The following is an 18,069-nucleotide window of genomic DNA, read 5'->3' as shown; positions in this document are numbered from 1 at the left end:
AATTATTTCTTATGTTGTTCGATTAATTCAATGAAGTGGTCAAACAATGGCGCAGCATCGTGTGGACCAGGACTTGCTTCAGGGTGACCTTGGAAGCTAAATGCCGGCTTATCGGTACGGTGAATACCTTGTAGCGAACCGTCAAATAATGATTTGTGCGTCGCACGTAAGTTGTCAGGTAATGTTGCTTCGTCTGCAGCAAAACCATGGTTCTGAGAAGTAATCATCACAACGTTGCGATCAAGATCTTTCACTGGGTGGTTAGCACCGTGGTGACCAAATTTCATCTTGATGGTTTGAGCACCTGACGCTAGGGCCAAAATTTGGTGCCCAAGACAGATACCAAAGATAGGTAATCCTTTATCTAAGAAGGCTTTAGTCGCTTCAATCGCGTATGTACAAGGTTCAGGATCGCCAGGGCCATTTGATAAAAATACGCCATCTGGGTTTAACGCTAATACTTCTTCTGCTGAGGTTTCTGCTGGAACAACAGTTAAGCGACAACCACGGTCAACCAGCATGCGCAAAATATTACGTTTCGCACCGAAGTCGTAAGCCACCACATGATAGGGCAATTCAGCATCAGATTTTGCTTCTGGTAAACCACCCGTTAGTGTCCATGAGCCTTGCTTCCAAGAATAAGACTCTTTGGTCGAGACCACTTTTGCCAAGTCCATGCCTTTAAGGCCTGGGAATTCTTTGGCTTTCGCAAGCGCTAATGCTTCATCTAGATTGTTGCCAGCAACGATACAACCATTTTGTGCACCTTTTTCACGGAGTACACGCGTTAACTTACGTGTATCGATATCAGCGATACCAACGATATTTTGTGATTTTAGATATTCAGAAAGGGTTTGTTCGCTGCGGAAATTAGAAGCAATAAGAGGAAGATCACGGATAACTAAGCCTTGAGCATGGATTGAAGAGGACTCTTCATCTTCTGAGTTAGTTCCGGTATTGCCAATATGGGGATAAGTTAGAGTAACGATTTGCTGTGAATAAGAAGGATCAGTGAGGATTTCTTGGTACCCCGTCATCGAGGTATTAAAAACAACTTCTCCAACGGCGGACCCATCTGCTCCAATGGACTGACCGCGGAACACCGTCCCATCTTCTAGGACTAACAGTGCGGAATTACTCAAGATAACCTCCAGAATAAATATGCAAAATAAATGTATAAGCTCTCGCTCTTATCTTTCTAAATAACCATAATTATGGAATTTAGGTAAATTGGCGTTATTCTAGAGATGGAGGCTAAATGTGTCAATACTGTTAGAAAAAGAAATCAGCAATAAAGTGCAACTTATACCACATCCCCAACTAAACCCTTAAAAAATACAATCTAGCACCTTGATAAATGGCTTTTCGTCAGATAAAAACAGATAAAATAAAAAAGAACAAACTTTAACCTATATAAAAATTTAAGTAATAAAAAAACGATGAAAACTGAAAGGTTAACCAATAAATTCAAGCGTTAGGACAGAAAAACAAAACAGAGCAACTATAAAAACAACAAAACAAGTTCACGTAATCGTTTCTTTATTCCACTTAAAATACAAAAAAAGCCGTTCATTAAATGAGCGACTTTTTAAGGAAAGCAGTAATTACACAAAATACATTTTGTTAAATATGCATATTAGTGCAGTTTCATATTTTATGAATCATTGATTGCACATCAATTACAACTCATTCAAACCTAGCACGTCTTGCATAGTATAAAACCCTGAAGGTTGCTGATCTAGCCAAACCGCAGCCTTGATCGCACCATTGGCAAAAGTCATACGATCAGTGGCTTTATGTGTTATTTCCACACGCTCACCAAGATCGGCAAACATTGCCGTATGTTCACCAATAATATCGCCAGCCCGAATCGTCGCAAAGCCAATTTCATCTTTGGTTCTTTCACCTGTGATGCCTTCACGTGCGTAAACGGCAACATCACTGAGTTTATTGCCCATAGCCCCCGCTATCGCTTCGCCCATTCCCAAGGCAGTGCCTGAAGGTGCATCGACTTTATGTCGATGGTGCGCCTCGATCACTTCAATATCACAATAATCGCCCATAACCTTGGCTGCTTTTTCAAGTAATTTAAACATCAAGTTCACACCAACGCTATAATTTGGGGCCATCACAATGGCAATATCTTGAGAAGCTTGGTCGATGAGCGCTTTTTCTTCTTCGGAGAATCCAGTGGTACCAATGACGATTTTTTTGTTGTGCTGTTTGCACAATTCAATATTCACAAGCGTACTCACAGGGGCAGTGAAATCAACAATCACATCAAACTGATCAATAACCTGTGTTAAATCACTCACTATCGATACATCAAATTTACCTTCGCCGATGAGTTCACCTAAATCAACACCAACTAAAGAGGAACTTGGTCTTTCTGAACCTGTACCAATTTGAGCATCTGAATTGAGGTGGGTAGCTTTAACTAAATTGCGCCCCATTCGACCTGCTGCGCCTGCAATCGCAATACGAACCATTGCGTCTCTCTCCTTTGATTAATTTGTTATTTGGAATGTAGCGTTTTTAGAAAAGAATGGGAAGAAGTGTTTTTTCGTTGCTCGTGTCGAGGGCGCTTCGCTTCTCGTTGCTCGAGAGATGAATAAGAAGGTTGCGAGTGGCGTGTTAAGTGTTGCTGTGAAAACAACAGCGAGCACGGATAATCTTTTCCTAGCAACTAGAAGCGAGAAGCGTAGCGCTCCTTTTACCTATAAAAAAACGGGCCCCAATTGGGACCCGTTTTATCTATGAGAACGCTGCGTGCGTTACTTCTTAGCCAGCTTCTCTTTGATACGAGCTGACTTACCAGAACGCTCACGTAGGTAGTACAACTTGGCACGACGTACTGCACCACGACGCTTAACTTCAATGCTATCAACCATTGGAGAGTGAGTTTGGAAAGCACGCTCAACACCTTCGCCGTTCGAAATTTTACGAACAGTAAATGCTGAGTGAAGACCACGGTTACGCTTAGCGATAACTACGCCTTCGAATGCCTGTAGACGCTCACGGTCGCCTTCTTTAACTTTAACCTGAACTACAACAGTATCACCTGGTGCAAATGCAGGGATGTTTTGTTTCATTTGCTCTTCTTCAAGAGCCTTGATGATATTACTCATGTGTCTATTTCCTAGATTAAACTGATACTAAATTTATTAGGCTAGTTGCTTCTATCTTTTTTCAAAGACCGCTGTTCACTAATGAACTGCGCCAGCAATTGTTCCTGTTCGTCAGTCAGAGCTAGGTTTTCCAGAAGCTCTGGTCTTCTAAGCCAAGTACGGCCTAGCGATTGTTTTAATCGCCAGCGACGAATATCCTCGTGATTTCCAGAAGTCAGCACACTTGGCACTGTTTTTTGGTTTAACACTTCAGGACGTGTGTAGTGTGGACAATCCAGTAAGCCATTAGCAAAAGAATCTTCCTCTGCTGACGCAAAATCCCCAAGTACTCCCGGAACAAACCGAGACACCGAATCAATTAACGTCATAGCTGGGATTTCCCCACCCGTCATTACAAAATCTCCAATCGACCATTCTTCGTCAACATAAGATTCAATAATACGTTCATCTACTCCTTCGTATCGACCACAAATAAGAATCAAATTCTCATTAGTGGCTAATTCTTCTACTCCAGCTTGGTCAAGTTTACGACCTTGAGGAGATAAGTAGATGACTTTCGCCTTACCCGGTGAAGCTTGCTTGGCTGCGTTAATGGCATCGCTCAAAGGCTGAACCATCATCAACATGCCAGGGCCACCACCGTAAGGTCTATCATCAACAGTGCGATGCTTATCATGAGTGAAATCTCGAGGATTCCAAGACTCTAATGATAAAAGACCTTTTTTAACCGCTTGACCAGTAACACCAAACTCAGAAACGGCTCGGAACATGTCGGGAAACAGGCTAATAATGCCAATCCACATTGTGTTTCTCGCTTATCTTGTTGGGTGTCTAGAATCCAGGATCCCAGTCAACTTCGATCCGTTGAGCTGTGCGATCAACGTTTTTGATCACTTGCTCTTCAAGAAACGGAATTAATCGTTCCTTTTGGCCAAAAGCATCTTTTAAGTTCGCTTTTACTACTAAAACATCATTTGAGCCAGTTTCCATCAAATCCGTAACTTCACCTAAGTGATAGCCTTGGGTTGTGTAAACTTGCATACCAAACAACTCACGCCAGTAGAATTCTTCTTCTGACAGTTCTGGTAGTGCGATTGGATCAATTAAGATTTCAACGTTAGCGTACAATTGCGCTTCTTCGCGAACATCAATGCCTTCAAGCTTACAGACATAACCATTATTATGGCGCTTCCAGCTTTCGACTTTATATTGAACCAATTGACCCTTTTGTTTAATAAACCAAGGGGTGTACTCAAAAATACTTTCGCCGTTATCGGTATAGGAAAAAACTTTAAGCCAACCACGAATGCCGTAAGAAGAACCAAGCTTACCTACAACAATTTTTTCGTTTTGCTGTTCACTCATTGTTTTAACCCTTAACCTTTACAACTACTAATGTGCTAATAATTAAGCCGCTTTTTGAGCGTCTTTAACTAGTTTAGCAACACGGTCAGATACAGATGCGCCTTGACCAACCCAGTGGTTAACGCGATCTAGGTCTAAACGAAGACCTTCTTCTTGACCTTGAGCTGTAGGGTTAAAGAAACCTACGTTTTCAATGTAGCGACCAGTTGCTGCGCAACGGCTGTCAGCTACAACGATTTGATAAAATGGACGCTTTTTAGCGCCGTGACGTGCCAAACGAATGGTTACCATGTCGTCCTCTTTGCTTTCTCAATAATTAAATTAGCCCCAAATATAGTTTCGTCACTCAAATAAATTGAGGAGCAAAACGACTTGGGGCCTCGTGCCAAAATAAAGCCCCCGAATTTTACTCTTATTCAGAGTCAATGCAAGGGCTTTATACCTAAGTGACTTCAAAATGCAGAAATCAGAGCTATCATCCAAATCTTTAGGCAAGGAAGATTGACGAAGGAAAGACTTCTTTCAAATCAATCTGACGAAGCATAAAGCTTTTTTATTCTTGCTGACACTCGCACCTTGAAGTTACTTAGGTATCGGTATTTTTGTCATCAATTCTGGTGAAGTTTCACTCAGCATTGAAGTGTGACAGAGTTAACACTTCATGTCACGGAACGCATTTAGGTGCAATAGATTTAACGACCAAAGCCGCCCATTCCTCCCATTCCACCGCCGCCCATCATGCCTTGCATATTACGCATCATGCCTTTCATGCCACCTTTTTGCATTTTCTTCATCATCTTCTGCATTTGAGTGAATTGTTTTAGCATGCGGTTTACGTCTTGTACCTGTGTACCAGACCCTGCGGCGATACGTTTTTTGCGAGAGCCTTTGATTAACTCAGGGTGTTCACGCTCTTTCATGGTCATCGAATTAATCATCGCTTCCATCTGGGTGAACATTTTATCGTCAACTTTATCTTTTACATTGGCAGGTAAATTCCCCATACCTGGCAATTTGTTCATCATGCCAGCCATACCGCCCATATTTTTCATTTGGCCAAGTTGTTCACGGAAATCTTCTAAATCAAAGCCTTTTTTCTGCTTAAACTTTTTCGCCATTTTTTCGGCTTTAGCTTTATCGACATTTCTCTCTAAATCTTCAATAAGAGAAAGTACATCGCCCATGCCAAGAATACGTGAAGCGACACGATCTGGATGGAAAGCTTCTAATGCATCGGTCTTTTCACCAACACCTAAGAATTTGATTGGTTTGCCCGTGATGTGACGAACCGATAAAGCGGCACCGCCTCGAGCATCACCATCGACTTTGGTTAAAATGACACCGGTTAATGGCAGCGCATCACCAAAGGCTTTTGCCGTATTCGCCGCATCTTGACCAGTCATCGCATCGACGACAAATAGCGTTTCAACCGGATTAATAGCGTTATGAAGATCTTTGATCTCCGCCATCATATCTTCATCAATGGCTAAACGGCCGGCGGTATCAAGGATCACAACGTCATAGAATTTCTTCTTCGCGTGATCAATCGCGGCATTCGCAATATCAATCGGTTTTTGATCAGCGCTCGATGGGAAAAAATCGGTACCGACTTCAGCCGCCAATGTTTCAAGCTGTTTGATCGCGGCTGGGCGATAAACGTCGGCAGAAACAACCAATACTTTTTTCTTATCACGCTCTGTCAATAATTTTGACAGCTTACCAACACTGGTCGTTTTACCCGCACCTTGTAAGCCCGCCATTAAAATAACGGCTGGCGGTTGAGCGGCAAGGTTCAATGCTTCATTCGATTCACCCATCACCGATTCAAGTTCAGCTTGAACGATTTTGATGAACTCTTGACCTGGCGTTAAAGATTTAGAAACTTCAATGCCTACGGCTCGTTCTTTCACTTGTTTTACAAAGTCACGAACAACAGGTAAAGCAACATCCGCTTCAAGCAGTGCCATACGCACTTCGCGCAAAGTATCTTTGATGTTATCTTCTGTTAATCGACCTTTACCGCTAATATTTTTCAGCGTACTGGATAGTCTTTCGGTTAAATTATCAAACATGATTTTGCCTAAATAAACATAAGTTTTATTGAAAAAGCTGAACGAAGGCACTGACAACGCAGAGATATTTCAGCCTTTTGCTCAAATGAAATTGGGCCATTCGGCGCTCTAGTACCAGACAGTATAACGATGCAAGCTCGATGTTTCACTGACTTTCCTATTGTTGGCTATTTTTTCTTCTGTGATGAAGGCCAATTCATCTTATTAAAGTGGTAGTATCATAGGGTTAATTGGTTATATAAACGATAAATAGCCCCTGCAACACATAAGAGTTATAATCACCTACCTGATGGATTTTTTTAATGAGTAACATGGAAAACTTACTTTCAATCATTGCTGTTATTTTCTATTTCATGGCGACTTGTATGATCGTCCCAGGGCTTGTGCACCGTTCTGGCATCAGAATTCAATTAGTATTTAGTTTAGCGATTTTAGCTATTGCTACTCATGGCTGGCTTATCAGCGATCTCATCTTTAACCCCAATGGGCAGAATATGAGCATCCTAAATGTCGCCTCTCTTATCGGTTTTATTATTTGCTTTGTGCTAACCATTTCAATGTGGAAGACCCGACTTTGGTTTTTATTACCGGTCGTATATAGCTTTGCGGCTATCAACCTTTGCGCAGCAAACTTTTTACCTAGTACCTTCATTACTCATTTCGAAGGGAAGATAGAATTATTAGTTCATATCACCATTGCACTATTTGCGTATTCCACATTAACCATTGGTGCCTTGTTTGCCTTACAATTAGCTTGGCTTGACCATCAACTTAAAAGCAAAAAATCATTAATCATTAACCCGAACCTCCCTCCTTTAATGATGGTGGAAAGGCATCTTTTCAAGGTTATATTGATTGGCACGATACTGTTAACGGCGACACTCATTACTGGTGCAATCTACACTGAAGGTATGTTCTCACCACCGAATGCCCATAAAAGTGTTTTATCGTTTATTGCTTGGATTTTATACTGCATTTTATTATGGGGTCATTACCAGCAAGGTTGGCGTGGTAAAAGAGTGCTGTGGTTATCGATTACCGGTACTAGCTTATTGACGCTTGCCTATTTCGGTAGCCGTTTTGTAAGAGAAATAATTTTAAACTAATTTGTATTAACTTAATTATCCCTATCTATTGACAGGGTAATGAGATTTCGTCATAACTGCTATCTTCAAATTATCATATGGGTAATTTGAGCCTAATTATAATTATCAAAGGAAAACCTAAGTTTGGGTGAAATATCAACGGGGCTGTTGTTTGCCCTACTAGCAATACTTATCCTCATTTCTGCTTATTTCTCTAGCTCAGAAACCGGCATGATGGCACTAAACCGTTATCGGTTACGACATCTTGCAAGCCAAGGCCATAAAGGTGCAAAACGGGTTGAATCCCTACTTGAACGACCAGACCGCCTTATTGGTTTAATCCTAATTGGTAATAACCTCGTCAACATCCTTGCATCGGCAATTGCTACCATTATCGGTATGCGCCTATATGGTGATTATGGGGTGGCGATTGCAACAGGTGTACTCACTTTAGTCATTCTCGTATTTGCCGAAATTACTCCTAAAACACTCGCTGCGCTTTACCCTGAGCGCGTATCCTATGCCAGCAGTATCCTACTTCGCATATTAATGAAAGTGCTATCCCCTCTGGTTATTTTAGTGAATCTAATTACCAATGGGTTATTACGTTTACTCGGAGTCAGAGCGGAAGACTCCACTGGCGATCCATTAAGCTCTGAAGAATTACGTACCGTAGTGAATGAAGCAGGAAGCTTAATCCCTCGTCGTCACCAAGATATGCTGATCTCTATTCTGGATTTAGAGCACGTCACTGTAAATGACATCATGGTGCCGCGTAATGAAATCACCGGTATCGACATCAATGATGATTGGAAGTCGATTGTTCGCCAATTGACGCACTCCGCTCATGGGCGAGTAGTTCTATACCGAGACCAAATCGACGAAGTCGTTGGCATGTTGCGTCTGCGTAAAGCTTACCGATTAATGCTAGAAAAGAATGAGTTCAATAAAGAAACATTATTGCGTGCCGCTGATGAAGTTTACTTTATTCCAGAAGCGACACCACTTAACGTTCAATTACTGAAGTTCCAACGTAATAAAGAACGCATTGGTATGATCGTTGATGAATATGGCGATATTATCGGTTTAATTACGCTAGAAGATATTCTTGAGGAAATTGTCGGTGAATTTACCACCTCAATGTCTCCAAGCCTTGCTGATGAAATCACACCGCAAAGCGATGGTAGTTACCTGATTGAAGGCAGTGCTAATATCCGCGATATTAACAAAGGCTTGAATTGGAAACTGCCCACTGATGGTCCTCGAACTCTCAACGGCTTAGTGCTAGAACATTTAGAAGATATTCCAGAAAGCTACCTCAGCATTGAAGTGGCCAACCACAAGATGGAATTAATCGAAATCGCCGAGAACAAGATCAAGTTAGTGAAAGTCTACCCTTCGAAGAAGAAACCGAAGAAAGTACATTAATCGCGTTACTCGTAATTCGGGCGCTTCACTGCTCGTATCTCGGGTACTAGCCCATAAAAAAAACAGCCCTTAACTTGAATAAGTTAAGGGCTGTTTTTAAATAAGAGACGTGATTACCTTAACTTAAAGGCATGAGCAGCGAAGTTGCCCAAGACTCGAAATACGCAACTAGTCTACTTTAAGCTCTTGTAGCATGCTTTCTGGTAACGCAAGTTCATCATTTTTGTTCACTTGAATGCCTGCAGCAATGATGTTTTTCGCGATATCTTGCGCTTCATTTAAAGAGTGCATTGAATAAGTACCGCACTGATATTCATTTAGCTCAGGGATCTTATTTTGGTCTTCCACTTTTATCACATCTTGCATCGCCGCTAGCCATGCATCAGCAACTTGTTGTTCGCTTGGGGTGCCAATTAAGCTCATGTAAAAGCCAGTGCGACAGCCCATAGGTGAAATATCAATGATTTCAACGTTGTTACCATTTAAGTGTGCGCGCATGAAACCGGCGTATAAGTGCTCTAACGTATGGATCCCTTTCTCAGATAAAATATCTTTGTTCGGGATGCAAAAGCGTAAATCAAACACAGTGATCGTATCGCCTTTTGGCGTTTGCATTGTCTTTGCAACACGAACCGCTGGAGCGTTCATACGAGTATGATCAACGGTAAAACTATCTAGTAAAGGCATGCCTTTTTCTCCTAATTGTACTCACAGCAAGCTTAAAACCAACTGCGATTATCTTCCAGTTCAGCTTGGCACTTCTTCAATTGCCAGCCATAATTTTTTGCGGTTTGTTCGACTCGACGAGCAACTTTGATTAACGCAGGGTTATGAGCATAAGTTTTGCGTTTAAACCCACCACGACCTTCATGGTAGGCAAGGTATTGGCTATAAGCATCCCACTTAGAAATACCTAGAGTCTTTTGTGAACCATCCATATACCAACCGATAAACATAATGGCATCACCAAAGTCATCTCTTGAAGACCAAGAACTCACTTCGTCTTGATATTCAGACCAAACCGGATCTTGAGCTTGCGCATAGCCATAAGCGCTACTCACTCTGCCCCAAGGTATGAAGCCTAAGAAGTAGTAACGAGGCGGCTTTGCATCGCCAATAAAAGAGCTTTCTTGCTTCATAAATGCCATCGATATTTGAATGGGAACACCAAATTCATCATTCATATCTAAAGCATCTTCATACCAATCTGGATACTGGCGGAAAATATCACAGATGTTGTTTTGATTTTTAGGTGGTGGCGTCGCACAGCCGGCCAGAAAAATACTCGCTACAACAATACTCAGTGATATTAACCGCATCAATTGCATATTATGATTTCACTAAGTAAGAAAAATAATCTGCAAGAAAGTCATCAAAACTTAATTGGTCAGCGTTTTCTATCTCTTGTTGAGCTTGGCGAGAACGGATAACCTCAGCTTCCATCATATCTTGATTATAGACTTGGTATTGATGTGACAATAATTCATCGCGGTATTGTTCACCTAATTGACAACCTACTTTACCTATACCACCCGCTTGGCGAATATTATTCAGCAAACGTCCTGAAATGGTTAACTCAGGATCATCAATCCACGCGCTTAATGTATCACACACCGATTGGTAATCATTACTACCATGCGCTTTATCCATTTCAACCGCAATTTCTTGTAATTGAGCAAACATTCGTTTACCCCAATGAACCAGTGTATTCGGCTCTTGATCACAACATAGTTTAAATTCTAAACCTGGCTTGCGACCTTCCAAAATGACATTGTTCCAGTTACTGCGCCAGCACTCTAGATCACCCTCTTTCATTGGTGCAGATTCTTTGAGGCCACACCAAGTTACGAATAGGTCTAAAAATAGTACCTGCTCTTTTGACACGCCAACTGAACTAAATGGATTAACGTCTAATGAGCGGACTTCAATATATTCAACACCACCACGCTTTAAGGCTTCTGATGGTTTCTCACCTTCTTTCGCCACACGTTTAGGTCGAATCGGTGCGTATAATTCATTCTCGATTTGCAAAACATTGCTGTTAAGTTGTCGATGTTGGCCATCAACTTTCACGCCTAGCTTAGCAAATCGTTCGGAAGGCTTGTGCATCGCGGCATTTAAGCCGTCTAAGTATTCTTGCAAACTGTTAAAGCCAATATGTAAATCACTTTGAGCACTATTGGTGTAGCCTAAATCACTCAAGCGCAAAGCAGTGGCATACGGTAAGTAAAGTGTCTTACCTATTGTCTCAAAGTCGAAACCAATATCGCGACCTTGAATAAAGGAAGGACACAGTGCCGGTGACGCGCCAAATAGGTATGGAATGATCCAACCATAGCGATAATAGTTTCGAATTAAAGCAAAGTAATCTTCCGATTTAGCATCAGCTCTTTGTTGTTCGTCTTGCTCACCGTATAAACTGTCCCAATAACTTTCTGGGAAAGAAAAGTTAAAGTGAACGCCCGAAATAATTTGCATCAGGCTTCCATAGCGATGCTTCAAACCTTGGCGGTACAAGTTTTTCATTCGACCAACATTTGAAGAGCCATATTCTGCCAATGGTATTTTATTTTCATCACTGACAAAGCAAGGCATCGACATCGGCCACAGTTTTTCTTCGCCCATTTTGGTCATGGTAAAATGGTGGACATCTTTCAATTGCTGTAGCAATACATCGACATCATTCGAAACCGGAGTAATAAACTCAAGTAAAGACTCAGAAAAATCAGTAGTAATCCATTGGTTGGTTAATGCCGAACCTAAAGATTGAGGATGAGGAGTTAAAGCAAGGTGATCATTCAGATCATAACGTAACGCTTCACGCTCAATTCCGCGTCCAAATTGCTTAAACGTGTCTGGATTACTAGCAACTTGCTCAAGGCGTGCAGAAAAGTCGGTCAAAATAGCACTCACTTATTGTGGTTCACGATCCGGGTAGGATAATCATTCTGGAGGATAATTGCCATCAAGAAAACTTGAGAGCACAAGAAAACAGAGGCTCGTTATACTCAGAGGTACCTTTCATAACGAGCCTATTACTAACTTATGGGCACTAACGCTTAACTTCAAGGTTTTGGATTGGAATTCCTAACTTTTTCAATTCTGGCGTTAACTTTTTAGCATCCCCTACGACAATTATTTGAAAATCTTGTGGTTGAAACCAAGTTGCCGCAGCTTTATTTAACGTTGCTTTATCAACTGTTTTGACTATTTCAGCTTTTTTATCAATAAAGTCATCACTCAGTGAGTATTCTAAAATTGAATACAATAAGCTCGCTTTTTGCCCTGGTGTTTCATACTTCAAAGCATCTTGTTGACCAACCGCTAAACGCATAAACGCAAGTTCATCATCGGTAATGCCATGATGGCTGTAATTTTTCAGTTCTTTTAATAATTCTTTAATTGAAGCGGCAGTAGCATCAGCTCGCACTTGAGCGCTATATAAAATCAGGCCCGTTTCTTTCGTTCCATAAACGGAACCACCGGCACCATAGGTGAAGCCTTTATCTTCTCTCAAATTTTGATTAATGCGACTATTAAAATTGCCACCTAAGTTGTAATTCGCTAACTGGGTTAAATACATCTCTCCGGTCACATCATAAGGCATACCAATACGAGCCAATCTAACCACACTTTGTGGCGAATTAGGTTTATCGACTAAATAAATGGACTGTTTAATCGGTGGATTTATTTTGCCTATCGCTGGCATTGCTACTTTTGGGCCATTCCACTTATTCAAAAAGCTCAGCGCTTGGGCTGATTTTGATTGTGTTATCGATCCAACCACGACCACTTTGGCATCCATTGGAGTGTAATGAGTGCGATAAAATTGCTGTACATCATTTAAGGTTAATTCCTTAAGTGAATTGACACTTCCATCCGCATCGCGACTAAATAAACTTCCTTTATATAGAACTTGTTTGGTTGCTTGTGATGCAAGCCATGATGGTTGTTGATGAGAATAAATTAAGCCTTGAATGCTTTGGTTTTTGATTCTCTCAAAATCTTGTTGCTTAAAGGCTGGCTTAAACAACATTTCATCGGCTAGTTTTAATGTAGCATCAAGGTTTTTCGTCAACGATGTAATCACCATACTCGATTGGTAACCACCCGCTGAAAAGCTGATACTGCTGCCTAATTTATCAAGCTCTTGCTGTAGCTGCTCACTGCTATGCTCAGTAGTGCCTTCTTGCATCATTGCCGCGGTTAAATCGGCTAATCCTTCTTTGCCCGGAGTGACATAACGACTGCCTGCTGGGAAAGACACTTGAATCGCGACCGTTGGCGTTTCTGTTGTTTGAGTGCCAAGAACTTTAATGTCATTATCTAAATTAAATCGATACAAATCCGGCATCGTACCTGAAACTGGTTTTCCTAACGCAGGCGTAATTGAGCGATCAAAATCATCGATGGGTTGACGAATATCTAACTGTTCATCGGTAATTTTTGGATAGTTGGGTAAATCTCGTTTTGGTGGCGTGAAGTTTGGCTTTTGCACTTCTAATTGCGTTTGTTTTTTAGGCACCACGCTAAGAACAACCTTATGCTTACCATCAACAAACTGTTGGTAAGCGTGCTCGACAGATTCAGGCGTTACATTACGAATTTGCTCTAATTCTGTCTGCAAGCGATCTGGTTGATTGTAAAAAGTCTGGTTTGCGGCCAGTTGAGACACTTTGCCACTGACACTTTGCAGAGCATAAATAGTGCCGGCTTCGGCTTGTCCAGTAATCGCATCCAGTTGCTCTTGTTTGACACCTTCACTTTTCACTTGCTCAAGCGCTTTATTTAACGCCTGGTAGATAGGCGTCAGATTGCCTTTATCGCCCGAATTCCCCATCGCATACACATATAAGGTACAAGACAACTCAGCGCAATCTTGAAAAGCCCCCGCATCTATAGCCGTTTGGGTTTTCACTAGGTTTTGATACAAAATACTATTTTTGCCATCACCGAGAATAGCGGCTAATGCATCAATTGACGCTTCTGATTCAGCACCACGATATTGGGTAGGAAATGCCATCATTACCATAGGTTGGCGAATACGGTCTTCTAGCGTGATGAAACGATCATTTGGAAGCGTTACCGGTTGCTTATCGGCATCGTTGACTTCAGGTCCCTTAGGGATAGAGCCAAAATACTTATTAACCCAGGCAAGAGTCTGTGCTTCATCAATATCACCGCCAATGGTCAATACGGCATTGTTAGGGCCATACCAACGCAAAAAGAATGCTTTTAAGTCATTCACATCGACACGATCAAGGTCTTCAACATAACCAATGGTTTGCCATGAATATGGGTGGTTTTTCGGATACAGTGCTTCGCCTATTTTTTCGTACACTAGGCCATAAGGACGGTTATCATAATTTTGGCCACGTTCGTTTTTTACCGTATCACGCTGAATTTCGAATTTGCGTTGCGAAACAGCGTTAACTAAAAAGCCCATACGGTCTGATTCTAACCACAGCATTTTCTCTAACTGATTAGATGGCACAGTTTCAAAATAATTGGTGCGGTCACGATTAGTCGTACCATTTAAAGTACCACCGGCTTCTGTCACGATCTTAAAGTGTTGCTGATCACCAACATGCTCGGAACCTTGAAACATCATATGTTCAAAGAAATGGGCAAAACCAGATCGGCCCACTTTTTCACGAGCAGAACCAACATGATAAGTGACATCAACATGTACCAGCGGATCGGAATGATCAGGAGATAGAATAACCGTCAAGCCATTATCTAATTGATATTTTGAATACGGAATAGAAGCTTTATTTGGATCAGCCGGTTGAGATTCAATGAAGTGAACACCTGGTGGTAAAGAATGAGATGGAGTCGCCCCTCCCCACAATGAACAGCCAGATAAAGCAAGAAGAGTGAAAACTACCAACCAGTTTTTCATTTATATCAATCCCTTAAAAATCATCACAAGACAAGCATAACGCAAGCCTTTACCAAGCATAATTGCTATTAAGCATAACCATGGATTCATTCTTAACCAACCAGCAGCGACACACAATGGGTCACCAATCACAGGCAGCCAACTCATTAATAGTACCCAATAACCATAGCGTTCAATCCAACGCTCTAATTGTTGACCACGTTTTTCACGTAATGTTCGATTTGGTAAGAGTAAGCCAATGTAATAATTGGTCATTCCTCCCAAAGTATTTCCTAGAGTAGCGACAAAAATCACACTATAAAGCGATATGTGATCTAAACGAAGTGCAGCATATAAGGTCACTTCCGAGCTTCCAGGAAGCAAAGTCGCACTTAGAAAGCCAGAGCTAAATAAAAACCAGAGTGGATGCCCTGCAAGTAGGTCTTGCAGAGCTAAATAAAAATCAGACAACGAAAAGCCTAAGACTGCATATTCAATAAGATTTTGCCACGGGCTCGGCCAGTTTCAATTTTCTTATGGGCGTGACTAACATCTTGATAGTTGATCACTTGTTCAACTTCCACTTTGATCATGCCAGCACTAATCAATTTAACTAATTCTTCAAGCTGAGTAACATCCGGTTCAACTAACATCCCGACACCAATGATGCCTTGTTGTGATGCTTGTTCGCAAATACTAGAAGCTGTAATGGTCGGCACAGTAATCACTCGGCTACCTGGGTGTAAATAATTCAAAGCTTGTAATGCAACATCACCACCCACAAGATCGATCAATACATCAATCTGCCCAATGTCTTTAAGATAATCCGCCTTCGTATAATCAAGCGCAGTCGCACCAAGAGAGTTAACATATTCGATATTATCTGAGCTGCATGTTGCATAGACGGTGGTTTTAGCGGCAACGGCAATTTGTATCGCTATATGACCAACACCACCTGCGCCAGCCAAAATCACCACCGTTTCACCAGATTGGATCTGAGCTTTTTCTAGTGCTTGTGCTGCGGTTTGACCAGCTAATGGTATCGCCGCTGCCGCCTTCAATGAAATATCTTCAGGAACGAGAGCGAGTTCATTTTCAGGTACACACACATATTGGCTATAGCCACCACCACGCAAAGGGAAACCGATAAAGCCAGCAACCATATCATTAAGGTTAAATTTATGGCTGCCCACACCTTGCTTTATGATCATACCGGAGATGTCGTAACCCGGTGTCCATGGGAGATTGTTTTTATTGTGCTGTGCAGCCCAACCTAATCCTGCTCGAGTTTTTACATCGATAGGATTAACACCAGCATAAGAGACTTTAACTAATACTTCCCCTTCTTGTGGTGAAGGAATATCGCTATCTAAAATTTCAAGTTGGTCAGGTCCGCCAAATTGAGAAATTACAATTTTTGCATTTGAAGGCATGATTGTTGTCCTTTACGTTATGTCACCATCGATGACATCCACATTATTCTTAGTTAGCTGAAGTTATACCAACCATAGCCTGTTAATAAACCAACATTGGTATACATATATTATCTATAGAGTGTGTATGGGTTAAGTTCCATTAATAACGAATAAATTACCCCACAATTCACTCAACTAAAAGCCACTTAGTGATCCTTTAGTGCAAAAAGCAAAAAAGCCCCACACAATTGTGCAGGGCTTCAAAATATGGCGCGCTCGGAAGGATTCGAACCTTCGACCGCCTGGTTCGTAGCCAGGTACTCTATCCAGCTGAGCTACGAGCGCGCAAATTTTTTAATACATCCAACATTGCGTTAATTGAAATGGCGCGCTCGGAAGGATTCGAACCTTCGACCGCCTGGTTCGTAGCCAGGTACTCTATCCAGCTGAGCTACGAGCGCGCAGTATTTTCAATTATTCACAACATTCAATGTTTTGAATGATGGCGCGCTCGGAAGGATTCGAACCTTCGACCGCCTGGTTCGTAGCCAGGTACTCTATCCAGCTGAGCTACGAGCGCGCAAAGAATTTTAAATTGTTCTACTTTTCAGTAGTTAAATCAAATGATGGCGCGCTCGGAAGGATTCGAACCTTCGACCGCCTGGTTCGTAGCCAGGTACTCTATCCAGCTGAGCTACGAGCGCGCAATGATTTGATCTCTAATAAGAGTTAGTTTCGAATTGATTTTAGTTGCTAGGCTAAAATATTCTTCAACAACAAATGGCGGTGAAGGAGGGATTCGAACCCTCGATGCGGCTACAAACCGCATACTCCCTTAGCAGGGGAGCGCCTTCGGCCTCTCGGCCACCTCACCACTTTTTTGTTTTTTTTTCAGAATGGCGCGCTCGGAAGGATTCGAACCTTCGACCGCCTGGTTCGTAGCCAGGTACTCTATCCAGCTGAGCTACGAGCGCGCAATAATCTGAATCTCTATAATTAGAGCGTTTCCTAACTTAACACTCAGTTGCTAACCTGAATGGTTATAGAAACAATGCAAGAATGGCGGTGAGGGAGGGATTCGAACCCTCGATGCGGCTACAAACCGCATACTCCCTTAGCAGGGGAGCGCCTTCGGCCTCTCGGCCACCTCACCGTCTTGCGGAGGCACATATTACGTTTTACCCAAAATATGTCAAACACTTTCTTGGCAAAAAATCAGAAAAAACGTCCAATAGGATAGTATTCAATCAAATCAGATAAAATATGAGCTATTTATTGTTTTTTAATTGAAATTTTATTCGAAGAGAGCGATAGCTCAGCGCGAAATCAAACAAAGTGAAGGATCACTGATATTGATTTCCTTATTAGAGAAAACAAAGGTCAGCGATGCTGACCTTACTTCTTACAATGCAAATTAAAAGTTATCCGTTGGAGCAGAACCTGTACCTTTTTCTGCTTGAATTCGCATATAAATTTCTTCACGGTGAACCGATACTTCTTTTGGTGCATTAACACCAATACGTACCTGATTCCCTTTCACACCAAGAACGGTTACGGTGACTTCATCACCAATCATTAAAGTTTCACCAACTCGGCGGGTCAAAATTAGCATTGTATACTCCTTGAGTAATCTCTATTTATTATTTCAATCATGCCATTATCCATGAAAAGTCATATTTAGGTAAATAAACTTAT

At 41.7% G+C, this 18,069-nt stretch carries 16 protein-coding genes and 7 tRNA genes; 2 read left to right on the top strand and 21 right to left on the bottom strand.

The features are described from left to right. Positions 1 to 2: 2 nt before the first annotated feature. From carA to ffh, 7 genes are all read right to left on the bottom strand, one after another. Positions 3 to 1,142, bottom strand: coding sequence for a glutamine-hydrolyzing carbamoyl-phosphate synthase small subunit (gene carA / locus VRUMOI_RS03560; RefSeq protein ID WP_089137584.1), 1,140 nt, complete (start codon positions 1,140 to 1,142; stop codon positions 3 to 5). A 537-nt stretch (positions 1,143 to 1,679) separates the two neighbouring features. After that, positions 1,680 to 2,489, bottom strand: a complete 810-nt coding sequence (gene dapB / locus VRUMOI_RS03555; protein ID WP_089137585.1) for a 4-hydroxy-tetrahydrodipicolinate reductase — start codon at positions 2,487 to 2,489, stop codon at positions 1,680 to 1,682. 285 nt (positions 2,490 to 2,774) lie between these two features. Beyond that, positions 2,775 to 3,128, bottom strand: a complete 354-nt coding sequence (gene rplS / locus VRUMOI_RS03550) for a 50S ribosomal protein L19 (protein WP_017023813.1) — start codon at positions 3,126 to 3,128, stop codon at positions 2,775 to 2,777. A gap of 41 nt (positions 3,129 to 3,169) precedes the next feature. Further along, positions 3,170 to 3,931: a tRNA (guanosine(37)-N1)-methyltransferase TrmD gene (gene trmD / locus VRUMOI_RS03545; RefSeq protein ID WP_089137586.1), complete on the bottom strand. Its 762-nt coding sequence runs from the start codon at positions 3,929 to 3,931 to the stop codon at positions 3,170 to 3,172. A 28-nt stretch (positions 3,932 to 3,959) separates the two neighbouring features. Then, a complete protein-coding gene (gene rimM / locus VRUMOI_RS03540) occupies positions 3,960 to 4,493 on the bottom strand; it encodes a ribosome maturation factor RimM (protein ID WP_089137587.1) in 534 nt (177 codons plus the stop codon). A 42-nt stretch (positions 4,494 to 4,535) separates the two neighbouring features. Continuing rightward, positions 4,536 to 4,784 carry a 30S ribosomal protein S16 gene (rpsP, locus tag VRUMOI_RS03535; protein WP_027697617.1) on the bottom strand — a complete coding sequence of 83 codons (249 nt, stop codon included), beginning with the start codon at positions 4,782 to 4,784 and terminating at the stop codon, positions 4,536 to 4,538. A gap of 401 nt (positions 4,785 to 5,185) precedes the next feature. Then, positions 5,186 to 6,565: a signal recognition particle protein gene (ffh, locus tag VRUMOI_RS03530; RefSeq protein ID WP_089137588.1), complete on the bottom strand. Its 1,380-nt coding sequence runs from the start codon at positions 6,563 to 6,565 to the stop codon at positions 5,186 to 5,188. Positions 6,566 to 6,876: 311 nt separating this feature from the next. Here ffh and VRUMOI_RS03525 point away from each other — a divergent pair, with 311 nt between their 5' ends. Next, the gene (locus VRUMOI_RS03525) at positions 6,877 to 7,671 is read left to right on the top strand and encodes a cytochrome C assembly family protein (protein ID WP_089137627.1); all 795 of its coding nucleotides are present in this window, start codon (positions 6,877 to 6,879) and stop codon (positions 7,669 to 7,671) included. A 123-nt stretch (positions 7,672 to 7,794) separates the two neighbouring features. Then, complete coding sequence (locus VRUMOI_RS03520; RefSeq protein ID WP_089137589.1) at positions 7,795 to 9,078, top strand: HlyC/CorC family transporter; 1,284 nt, start codon at positions 7,795 to 7,797, stop codon at positions 9,076 to 9,078. 168 nt (positions 9,079 to 9,246) lie between these two features. Here VRUMOI_RS03520 and luxS read toward each other — a convergent pair whose 3' ends face one another. The 14 genes from luxS to csrA all read right to left on the bottom strand — a co-directional run bounded on the left by luxS (position 9,247) and on the right by csrA (position 17,986). Beyond that, on the bottom strand, positions 9,247 to 9,765 hold the full coding sequence (gene luxS, locus VRUMOI_RS03515) for an S-ribosylhomocysteine lyase (RefSeq protein WP_089137590.1): 519 nt from the start codon (positions 9,763 to 9,765) through the stop codon (positions 9,247 to 9,249). A gap of 32 nt (positions 9,766 to 9,797) precedes the next feature. Then, the gene (locus tag VRUMOI_RS03510; protein ID WP_089137591.1) at positions 9,798 to 10,406 is read right to left on the bottom strand and encodes a transglycosylase SLT domain-containing protein; all 609 of its coding nucleotides are present in this window, start codon (positions 10,404 to 10,406) and stop codon (positions 9,798 to 9,800) included. Between the two features lies 1 nt (position 10,407). Further along, positions 10,408 to 11,979 carry a glutamate--cysteine ligase gene (gene gshA / locus VRUMOI_RS03505; RefSeq protein ID WP_089137628.1) on the bottom strand — a complete coding sequence of 524 codons (1,572 nt, stop codon included), beginning with the start codon at positions 11,977 to 11,979 and terminating at the stop codon, positions 10,408 to 10,410. Positions 11,980 to 12,130: 151 nt separating this feature from the next. After that, the gene (locus VRUMOI_RS03500; RefSeq protein WP_089137592.1) at positions 12,131 to 14,980 is read right to left on the bottom strand and encodes a M16 family metallopeptidase; all 2,850 of its coding nucleotides are present in this window, start codon (positions 14,978 to 14,980) and stop codon (positions 12,131 to 12,133) included. Continuing rightward, positions 14,981 to 15,430: a YqaA family protein gene (locus VRUMOI_RS03495; protein WP_231897483.1), complete on the bottom strand. Its 450-nt coding sequence runs from the start codon at positions 15,428 to 15,430 to the stop codon at positions 14,981 to 14,983. 8 nt (positions 15,431 to 15,438) lie between these two features. Further along, entirely contained in the window at positions 15,439 to 16,392 is a 954-nt protein-coding gene (locus tag VRUMOI_RS03490) for an NADP-dependent oxidoreductase (protein WP_089137593.1), read from the bottom strand. 250 nt (positions 16,393 to 16,642) lie between these two features. Next, positions 16,643 to 16,719 (bottom strand) — tRNA-Arg (locus VRUMOI_RS03485). Between the two features lie 39 nt (positions 16,720 to 16,758). After that, positions 16,759 to 16,835 (bottom strand) — tRNA-Arg (locus VRUMOI_RS03480). A 42-nt stretch (positions 16,836 to 16,877) separates the two neighbouring features. Further along, a tRNA-Arg gene (locus tag VRUMOI_RS03475) sits at positions 16,878 to 16,954 on the bottom strand. A 47-nt stretch (positions 16,955 to 17,001) separates the two neighbouring features. After that, positions 17,002 to 17,078 (bottom strand) — tRNA-Arg (locus tag VRUMOI_RS03470). A 77-nt stretch (positions 17,079 to 17,155) separates the two neighbouring features. Continuing rightward, positions 17,156 to 17,248, bottom strand: a tRNA-Ser gene (locus tag VRUMOI_RS03465). A 23-nt stretch (positions 17,249 to 17,271) separates the two neighbouring features. Next, positions 17,272 to 17,348: transfer RNA gene (locus VRUMOI_RS03460), tRNA-Arg, on the bottom strand. Positions 17,349 to 17,434: 86 nt separating this feature from the next. Then, positions 17,435 to 17,527, bottom strand: a tRNA-Ser gene (locus VRUMOI_RS03455). Positions 17,528 to 17,788: 261 nt separating this feature from the next. Next, entirely contained in the window at positions 17,789 to 17,986 is a 198-nt protein-coding gene (gene csrA / locus VRUMOI_RS03450; RefSeq protein ID WP_089137594.1) for a carbon storage regulator CsrA, read from the bottom strand. Positions 17,987 to 18,069 lie beyond the last annotated feature (83 nt).

The organism is Vibrio rumoiensis, assembly GCF_002218045.2.
Lineage (GTDB): Bacteria > Pseudomonadota > Gammaproteobacteria > Enterobacterales > Vibrionaceae > Vibrio > Vibrio rumoiensis.
This window is presented reverse-complemented; position numbering and strand designations above follow the sequence as displayed.

Bases quoted from the DNA above. Each gene is read 5' to 3' on its own strand.
- VRUMOI_RS03490 (WP_089137593.1), bottom strand. From the start codon at position 16,392: ATGCCTTCAAATGCAAAAATTGTAATTTCTCAATTTGGCGGACCTGAC.
- rplS (WP_017023813.1), bottom strand. From the start codon at position 3,128: ATGAGTAATATCATCAAGGCTCTTGAAGAAGAGCAAATGAAACAAAAC.
- VRUMOI_RS03525 (WP_089137627.1), top strand. From the start codon at position 6,877: ATGGAAAACTTACTTTCAATCATTGCTGTTATTTTCTATTTCATGGCG.
- ffh (WP_089137588.1), bottom strand. From the start codon at position 6,565: ATGTTTGATAATTTAACCGAAAGACTATCCAGTACGCTGAAAAATATT.
- rpsP (WP_027697617.1), bottom strand. From the start codon at position 4,784: ATGGTAACCATTCGTTTGGCACGTCACGGCGCTAAAAAGCGTCCATTT.
- VRUMOI_RS03510 (WP_089137591.1), bottom strand. From the start codon at position 10,406: ATGCAATTGATGCGGTTAATATCACTGAGTATTGTTGTAGCGAGTATT.
- rimM (WP_089137587.1), bottom strand. From the start codon at position 4,493: ATGAGTGAACAGCAAAACGAAAAAATTGTTGTAGGTAAGCTTGGTTCT.
- luxS (WP_089137590.1), bottom strand. From the start codon at position 9,765: ATGCCTTTACTAGATAGTTTTACCGTTGATCATACTCGTATGAACGCT.
- VRUMOI_RS03500 (WP_089137592.1), bottom strand. From the start codon at position 14,980: ATGAAAAACTGGTTGGTAGTTTTCACTCTTCTTGCTTTATCTGGCTGT.
- csrA (WP_089137594.1), bottom strand. From the start codon at position 17,986: ATGCTAATTTTGACCCGCCGAGTTGGTGAAACTTTAATGATTGGTGAT.
- dapB (WP_089137585.1), bottom strand. From the start codon at position 2,489: ATGGTTCGTATTGCGATTGCAGGCGCAGCAGGTCGAATGGGGCGCAAT.
- trmD (WP_089137586.1), bottom strand. From the start codon at position 3,931: ATGTGGATTGGCATTATTAGCCTGTTTCCCGACATGTTCCGAGCCGTT.